Source organism: Burkholderia sp. WSM2230, assembly GCF_000472445.1.
GTDB lineage: Bacteria > Pseudomonadota > Gammaproteobacteria > Burkholderiales > Burkholderiaceae > Paraburkholderia.
This window is the reverse complement of record NZ_AXAJ01000027.1, coordinates 1-8,248: the sequence shown is the minus strand read 5'-3', so window position 1 is coordinate 8,248 and position 8,248 is coordinate 1. Positions and strand designations below refer to the sequence as shown.

General features: G+C 67.9%; 2 protein-coding genes. Both read right to left on the bottom strand.

Features of this window, described 5'->3' with window-relative positions; all coding sequences use genetic code 11:
• The coding region (locus A3AC_RS0128845) for a condensation domain-containing protein (RefSeq protein WP_442856539.1) at window positions 1–1,784 on the bottom strand (1,784 nt) is incomplete at its 3' end.
• A 642-nt stretch (window positions 1,785–2,426) separates the two neighbouring features.
• Window positions 2,427–8,248 (bottom strand): non-ribosomal peptide synthetase (locus tag A3AC_RS0128840; protein WP_025603094.1); only part of this gene is annotated, 5,822 nt, incomplete at its 5' end.

Sequence of the window (8,248 nt, the reverse complement as noted above, 5' to 3'; positions counted from 1 at the left end):
CCCGTCGAGCCCGAGGTGTACAGCACGTAGGCAAGCTGGTCGGGATGCAGGGCGATGTCGGCGAAGTTCGTTGACTGCAACGTCTGCGGCGCCAAACGCACATCAACCACATCACCCACATCGCCCACATCCACCACCTCACATCCCGCCAGCACATCGGCAACCCGCCCAGCGCTGGCCCGATCCGCGATCACCTGCACGATGCCGGCATCACCGATCATCTGTNNGAGGCGCGCGGCCGGATAGTCCGGATCCAGCGGCACGAACGCACCACCCGAGCGGATNATCCCAAGCAGCGCCGCGATCAGCGCCGGCCCGCGTGTGACGCACAGTCCCACGCGTCGCTCCGCGCCCACGCCCTGCGCGAGAAGCCGCGCCGCGAGCGATGCCGACCACGCATCGAGCTCCGCATACGTCAGGCTCGCCTCTTCACAGCGCAGCGCGATCGCCGNGGGCGTGCGCCTCGCCTGCGCCCCGAGCGCCCTGCCNGGCGATTCGAACGCATACCGCTGCAACGGCGCCGCNTCATGCTGCACAGGCAACCTCAGCGATCCAACCCGCCGCCCAACACCGTCGGCCATCTGCATCAGAACAGCTTCGTACTGCGATGCAATGCGCTCCACTGTACTTGCGTCGAACACATCGGCTGCATAATTGAACATCAGGCGCAGGCTACGCCCATCGTCGACGACGTTCAGCACCAGATCGAAACGCGCTGTGTCCGTGCCGCCCGCCTCCGGCTCGACGACGAGACCCGGCATCGCAACGGATGCTTCGCTCGTCGCCTGCTCGAGGTTGAACATGACCTGGAACAGCGGCGAGCGCCCGAGATAGCGCTCGGTCCGCAACGCGTCGAGAACGCGGCCAAACGGTGCGGCCTGGTGCGTGTGCGCCTCCAGCACTCGCGCATGCAAGCGGGAGAAGAGCGTCCTGCACGGCATGCTTCCGTCGACGTCCACATCGATCACGAGCGTGTTGACAAAATAGCCGATCAGCTTCTCCGTTTCGCTGCGCTGCCGCCCTGCCGTCGGCACGCCGATCCGCACACCCGGCTGGCCGCCGTAGCGGTACAGTAGCGCCGCATAAGCGCCAAGCAGGACAGTAAAAAGCGTCGTGCGCTGGGCGCGTGCGACGTCGCGCAAACGATCCGCGAGCTCGGGCGCCAGCTCGCGCCTCGCGCGTCCGCCTTCGATGCCGCGCACCGCCGGGCGCGGCCGGTCCAGCGGCAACTCGAGCGCGGGCCGCTCCACGCCAAGCCGCCCGGTCCAGTACGCGAGATCGTCGGCGAGCGTGCCGTTCTGCCACTCGTTTTGCCACGCGGCGACATCGCCGAAATGGATGTCGAGCGGCGGCAGCGCACGAGCCAGTGCGACGCCTTCGCCCGCTAGCGCCGCGCGATAGAGCGTCGCCAGCTCTCGAACGAGAAGCGACTGCGACCAGCCGTCGGACACTATGTGATGCACGACGATCGACAGTGCATAGCACTCCGTATCGATCTTGATGAGCTCCACGCGCACGAGCGGCCCCTGCACGAGATCAAACGGTTTGCGTGCGGCGGCACGCAGCATATTTCCCAGTTGCGCGGGATCGTCGAGCGCGTGTTCGCGCCACAGGTAGCCGGCGTCGTCAGTAATGCACTGCGCAACGACGCCGCGCGTCTCCACAAAACGCGCGCGCAACGCGCCGTGACGAGCGACTAGTGCATCGAACGCCCGGCGCAATGCGCGCACATCGAGACGCCCTGTCAGCCGTAGCGCGCGTGACAGGTTATACGCGGGGTTCATCGGATCCAGCTTCCACAGGAACCATAGGCGCTCCTGTGCGGGCACCAGGGGATAAGTTGCTGCGGTCGACGCCGAAACCGAAGCACCCGCGTCAGCAGTCCCCGACGATGCAACGCGTCCGGTCTCACTCGCGTCATCAACCTCGCGCGACAACGGCACGATTGGCAGACGAGCGGGATCGATCCCCTGCTCGCGCGCCTTCTCGCGAAAACGCCGCCGACGCTCCGGCGACAGCGCGGCGTACTTGCGTGCAATCGCGAGCGCCTGGCTGGGCGCCTCGCCTGCAGTAGCGGATGAAGTGAAGGCAGTGGCAGCCTCTGGCGTGTCGGCCGGTTCTTTGCAATTCGTAGTCAGCATGGTGTCAATCCAATCTGGTCGGTGCGGGCGTCGCGACCGCATATGGTGTTCGTGGTTGAGCGATGAACGGCGGCGCGGCGACGGAGCAGTGCACGTCCATATCGAATCGACATGGCTTCCGCAACGCGCCGTGCACGCAACAAAACGAAGGATGCGAAGGCTGCGAGACCACCACTGGGCCGCGGACCAGGCAAATAGCGCGAGGGCATCAACGGCATCAACGGCCATAGGCGACCACGATGCTCGCTGCCCGTCCGTCCGTGCAGCCGCTCCGCGCTCGCGCTTTCAATCGAGTCCATCGAACAGGTCATCGAGCACCTCCAGCTCATCGTTTGCGGGCGCGTTCGGCGACGCGCCGCGCTGTTGATCGTCCTGGACGTAATGCGAAAGCAACGCAGCCAGCAACGCGGGCGTCGGGTTATCGAACAACGCGCCCAGCGCGACCTTGTGGCCTACCTGCTCCGACAGCCGCGCAATGAGGCGCACTGCCGCGAGCGAGTGTCCGCCGAGCGCAAAGAAATCGTCGTCTGCGCCGACCCGCGCGAGTCCGAGTACGTCGCCGAAAAGCCGCGCAATCAGCGCTTCCATTTCGCCGGACGGCTCGATCCACGGCAACTCTGTTGTGGGCGCGGTGTCGAAGTGCGCGAGCGCATTGCGATCGAGCTTGCCGTTTGCGGTGCGCGGCAACGCGTCTATCTCGTACAGCGCCGCCGGAACCATGTAGCCCGGCAGGCGTGCGGCGAGCATCTGCCGCCAGGCGGCCGGCACTCGACGCGACTCGCCGCCGACTTCCCCGACGCCTTCACCGCCGACATCGCAAACGACATAAGCAACGAGCCGCGCCTCGGCATCGCCCGCGCCCGGCACGAGCGCGACCGCCGCGTCGAGCACGCCGTCGCAGTCGCGCAGCGCCGCCTCGATCTCGCCCAACTCGATCCGGCAGCCCCGCAGCTTGACCTGCTGGTCGATGCGGCCGAGGCATTCGAATTCGCCGTCCGGCCGCTCGCGGCACAGATCGCCGGTGCGATACATGCGCGCGCCCGGAGCGCCGTACGGGTCCGGCACGAAACGCTCGGCGGTGAGGCCCGCGCGGCCCAGATAACCGCGCGCGAGATTGTCTCCGCCAATGCACAGTTCGCCGACGCCGCCTTGCGGCGTCAATTGCCCGCTCGCGTCGACGATGCGCAGCGCGTTCGCATGCAATGCGCGGCCCACCGTGATCGGTCCAGCGTTCGACACGCGGGCGCAACTCGACCATATCGTCGTCTCCGTGGGACCGTACAGATTCCACAAGTCGACGCCGCGCTGCGCAAGCTGCACCGCGAGGTCGGCCGGCAACGGCTCGCCGCCCGCGATGCCGGTAAGCCGTCCGCGCGATGCTCCGCGCCAACCCGATTCGAGCAGCAGACGCCAGCCGGAAGGCGTCGCCTGCATGCAAGTCGCGCCACTGTCGTCGATAAGCCGCGCGAGCGCCGCGCCGTCCGTCACCGTCTGAGCGTCGGCCATTTCGACGCATGCGCCTCTCGTCAATGGCAGGCAGAACTCGAGCAGAGAAATGTCGAACGACGGCGTAGTGATCGACAATAGTACGTCATCCTGATTAATTCCCGGTTCGATGCCGACGCTAACAAGCAGCCGCGCGAGCGCGCCGTGCGACACCGCTACTCCCTTGGGCCGACCCGTCGAACCGGACGTGTAGATCACGTAGGCCAGTTGCGACGCGTCACACGGTACGGCGGGCGGCGTCGCGCCTGCTGCATCGTCGGTAAAGGTTTCGGGTGTTACGGCGATCGGAGCAATGGCGGCGTCCAGCACGATGCGGCCGTCGAGCGCGCGGCCCAGTCGCGCGCGGCCCTCGTCATCCGCGATAACACGCGCGACGCCCGCGTCGTCCAGCATGCCCGCGAGTCGCTCGGCGGGGAACGACGGATCGAGCGGCAGATAGGCCGCGCCGCTCCTCCACACGCCGAGCATGCTGGCGATCAGCGCCGGTGAGCGGCGCATGCAGACGGCCACGCGTTCCTCTCGCGCGACGCCGCTCGCGCGCAAGCGCGCGTCGATAGTCGCGGACCAGCGAGCGAGCGTCGCGTAGTCGAACGCCTCGCCGTTCTGCCGGACGGCGATCCTCTGCGGCACGCGTGCCGCTTCCACCGCAAAGCGCTCGTGACAGGCACGCAGCGCCGGCACCGACGCCGGCAACGGCTCTGCATGCGGCGCATCGCGCCGCACCGCGAGTTCGCCGACAAAGCGGGGGGCACGCTCGCCGTCGTCGGCGAGTTGGTCGAGCAGCGCCAGATATTGCCGCTGCAACTGCTCGACCTGGGTACGCGCTAGACGCCTGCTGTGCCACTGCCATTGCAGTTCGATACGCGACGTCGGCAGAATCGTCAGGGTCAGCGGATAGTGTGTGCGCTCGAACGAATCCACGCGGTCGACGCGCAGCCTGCTGGCTTGCGCGGATGCCGTGCGCGGCGCCACCGGATAGTTCTCGAAAACGATCAGGCTGTCGAACAGCGCGTCGCCATTGCGGCCCGCCCATTGTTGAAGCAACGTGAGTGGCGTGTGTTCGACTTCGCGCATCTGCAGGTTGTAGGACTGCAACGCGTCGAGCCAGGCCGATACCGTCATGTCGCCCGACACCGCCGCAAACACCGGCAGGCTATTGATAAAGAGTCCGAACATTTCCTCCGATCCAGGCAGCGATGTGGGCCGGCCTGCCACCGTCACGCCGAACGCGACCGACCGCTTGCCGCTCAATCGCGCGAGCAGCACGGCCCACGCCCCCTGCATCAGCGTGTTCAGTGTCACGCGATGCCGCTGTGCAGCGCGGCGCACTCGCGCATCGAGCAGCGCGTCAAGTTCGAGCACGATCTTGCAGGGCTCGGTCCGCGGTTCGTTCGACGCTGCCTTCAACGCTTCTTCAGACGCTGCACTCGGCAGGGTATCGCTCGGCGCGGCGAGGCTCGCGGTCAGCGTGCCGGGATCGTCGGCGGCTGCGAGGCGCTTTGTCCACCAGTCGCGCGGATCGGGCTGCGCCGCGAGCCATTCGACGTAACGCCGGTACGACGGGAGCATGCCCGTCGCGGCGCCCGCCGGTCCGCCCAATGCACGCTCGTAGTCGTCGAAGACTTCGGCGAGGAGCCGCGCGCCGCTCCAGCCGTCCGTGAGCACGTGATGATGCGTGCGCACGAGATCGAAGCGGCCATCGGGACGCAGAAAAACGTTGACGCGCATCAGCGGCGCGCGCGACGCATCGATGCCCGCGGCGACATCGGCCGAGCGCCACGCGGCGAGGCGCGCATCGTAGTCGTGCGCGTCGCGCCAGTCATGCACCGCGAAAGGCAGCACCGCGTCGCGCTGCACGATCTGCAACGCGGCCTCGCCATGACGCCACTCGAAGCGCGTGCGCAGCATGTCGTGCCGCGCGATGGCGGCCTGCCAGGCATCGCGCAGCGCGGCGACGTCGAGGCGGCCGTCGAGCGTCAGTTGCAGCTGGTTGACGTAGACGCCCTCGCCCTGCTGCAACTCGCTGTGATAGAGCAGGCCCTGCTGCAACGGCGTGGCCGGATAAATGTCGGCGACGCCGCCGAGCGCCAGATTCAGTGCACGCAATTGCGTCTGATCGAGGCCCGACAGCGGGAAGTCCGACGCGGTCGCGCCCGGCGGCGCGGCGACGCAATGCGCGATCAGCGCGTCGATGTGCTGATCAAAGGCGGAGACGATGCGCTCGACACTCTCGCGGTCGATCCGTGCCGGATCGAAGCGCCAGCGCAGCAGCAATGTTTCCCCGGTGACGATGCCGTTCAGGTCGAGCGCATAGTCGAGGCGTGCGCCGGCTCCGTGGCTGCTGCCGGCATCCTCGGAACTGAAGGCGAAACGCGACGCCTCGTCGAACGACTGATCGAAGCGCCCCAGGTAGTTGAAGCTGATCGCCGGACGCGGGCGCGCGCGGCTCTCGTCGAGCAATCCCCAATGCAGCCCTTTGTTCGGCACCGCGCGCACGCGTTCCTTGACGGCGACGAGCGCGTCGCCGGACGCCGCCGGTGCGGCGGGCAGCGCGACCGGGAAACGCGTCGTGAACCAGCCCACGGTGCGGCTCAGGTCGGCGCCCTCGATCACGTCCTCGCGACCGTGGCCTTCCAGTTCGACGGCGATCTCCGCGGCGCCGCTCCATGCGCCGAGCGCCTGCGCGAGCGCTGCGAGCAGCAGTTCGTCGACCCGCGTCCGGTATGCGCGCGACGCTTTCTGCAGCAGGTCGCGAGTGCGGGTCGCATCGAGTGTCCAGTCGATGGCCTCGCTTTCGGCGACCCGTGTGCCGGCAGGCGCGCGCAGCGGAAGCCCGGCTGCGGCGTCGACTACGCTCAGCGCCTCGCTCCACCAATTTGCTTCGGACTGCAAATCTTCTGATTGCGAATACCGATGAAGCTCGCGCACCCAGGCACGCCACGGCATCGACGCGGCGGGCAGTTGGATGGGCTCGTTGCGTTCGGCCTGCCCGTAGGCGGTCTGCAGTTCCTCGAGCAGCACGCGCCACGAGACGCCGTCCACCGACAGGTGGTGAATTGCGATCAGCAGACGGGTTTCGTCTGGCGTCTCGAAGTGGCCGATGCGCCACACCGGGCCGTGCTCGATGTTCAGGCTCGACTGGATACGCTCGCAGGCGGCTGTGAGGTGTGTGAGGCAGGGCAGTTTCTCGTGGTGGATGATCGCGGTTTGCGATGGGTCCGAGGGTTGTAATGCTCCGGAGGCTTGCGGTGCTTCTGAGGCGCGTGGTGCTTCTGAGGCTTGTGGTGCGTCGGAGCCTTGCGACCCTTCTACCACCGGCGCGGCTTCACCCACCCGCGCCGGCACCGCCACCTGCCTCCACTCCCCCGCCTCCCGCACGAACCGCAGCCGCAGCGCGTCGTGACGCGCCTCCAGCGCCGCCACCGCGCGCTCCAGCGCCGCAGGCACGAGCCGGCCCTTGACCTTCAGCAGCACCGCCTGGTTCCAGTGCGACTCGCCTTGCGGATAACGCTCGAAGAACAGCCGCTGGATCGGCGTCAACGCGAGCGCGGCGCCGTCGTCGACCTCCTGCGTCGCGCGTGTGTCCAGCCGCTGTGCGCGCTGCGCGAGACCGCTGACTGTCGGATGCTCGAAGATCTGCCGCGGCGTGAGCCGCCAGCCCGCCTCGCGTGCCCGCGCGATGATCTGCAGGCTCTGGATCGAGTCGCCGCCGGCTTCGAAGAAGTTGTCGGCAACACCGAGATCATCGCGCCCGAGCACCGCGCTCCAGATCGACAGCAGCACCGATTCGACCTCGTTCGATGGCGCCATACGCTCGCGCACCTCCGTCTGCGGCGCGGGCAGCGCGGCGCGGTCGAGCTTGCCGTTGGGCATCCACGGCAGCCGCGCAAGCACCGTCACCGAGGACGGCACCATGTAGCCCGGCAGCCTCTGTTCCAGTTCACGTTGCAGATGGGCGGCGTCGAGCGTTGCTGAGGCCGCCGCGTTTGCGTTTTCTGCATGGGTGTTCGCAGCGTCCCCGGCTCTGTTGTTCCCTGCCCGGTTCTCACCTGCCTGTGCATCGCCCGCATGAGCGTTCCCTGCCCGGGCTCTCTCGCCTTCCCCCACCACATACGCCGCGACTCTCTGCTTCTGCCCCTCGCCAACGACAATCACCGCCGCCTCGCGCACGCCCTCGCACTGGCGCAGCACCGCCTCGATCTCGCCCAGTTCGATGCGCTGGCCGCGCAGCTTCACCTGCTGATCGAGCCGTCCGAGGAATTCGACGGTGCCGTCCGCGCGCATCCGGCACAGGTCGCCGCTGCGGTAAAGACGCGCGCCCGGCGCGCCGTACGGATCCGGCACGAACCGCTCTGCCGTCAGCGCCGGTCTGCCCAGATACCCGCGCGCCACCGTCGGCCCGCCGATGCACAGCTCCCCCAGGCCGCCCACCGGCGCTTCATCNCCGGANGCGTCCAGCACCCGCGCCGTGCGCCCCGGATACGGATGACCGATCGGCACCGTCACCTGATGCACGTCCTCATCGCGTGTATGGCGGTACAGCGCGGCCACGGTCGTCTCCGTCGGCCCGTACAGGTTGTCCAGCCGGATGTCCGCCAGCG